The organism is Candidatus Symbiothrix dinenymphae, from assembly GCF_001431085.1.
Genome location: NZ_BBRU01000468.1, coordinates 1 through 408, shown reverse-complemented (window position 1 = coordinate 408; position 408 = coordinate 1). Strand labels below are relative to the sequence as shown.

The window sequence follows — 408 nt, the reverse complement described above, 5'->3', positions numbered from 1 at the left end:
CATCGACTCCCAAAACTGCTCGTTGGAAGCCAACCAGCCGACCCCTATGGAGGGGAAGAAACCGAATTGCTTACTTCCTTCGAACTTTTCGGAACCATTGTAACCGAATGCAAATTCGGCAAAGTAACGGGTATCGTAATCGTAGGTAACCCTGCCGGAAAGCCCCGCATTCCTTTCGGGCAACGTTTGGTAGATGGTGCCTCCTTTACCGTCTGTCAGCAGGTATTCCTCAGCCATACCCACAGCCATTGCTCCTACGGAATGATTACCGAATTGACGGTCCCAGTTCAGCCGTCCTTCGTAATAGTAATGGGTAGTGGCTTTGCGGTCGCCTACCATAGGTCCAAGAAAAGCTTGCCCGCCGTTGGGGGTGCCGGCAGGGTTGAGATTCAGCAAGGTGTATTCACC

1 pseudogene is annotated in these 408 nt (G+C 52.5%); it reads right to left on the bottom strand.

The features are described from left to right. A pseudogene (locus ASC50_RS05135) lies at positions 1-408 on the bottom strand (SusC/RagA family TonB-linked outer membrane protein); the annotation flags it as partial.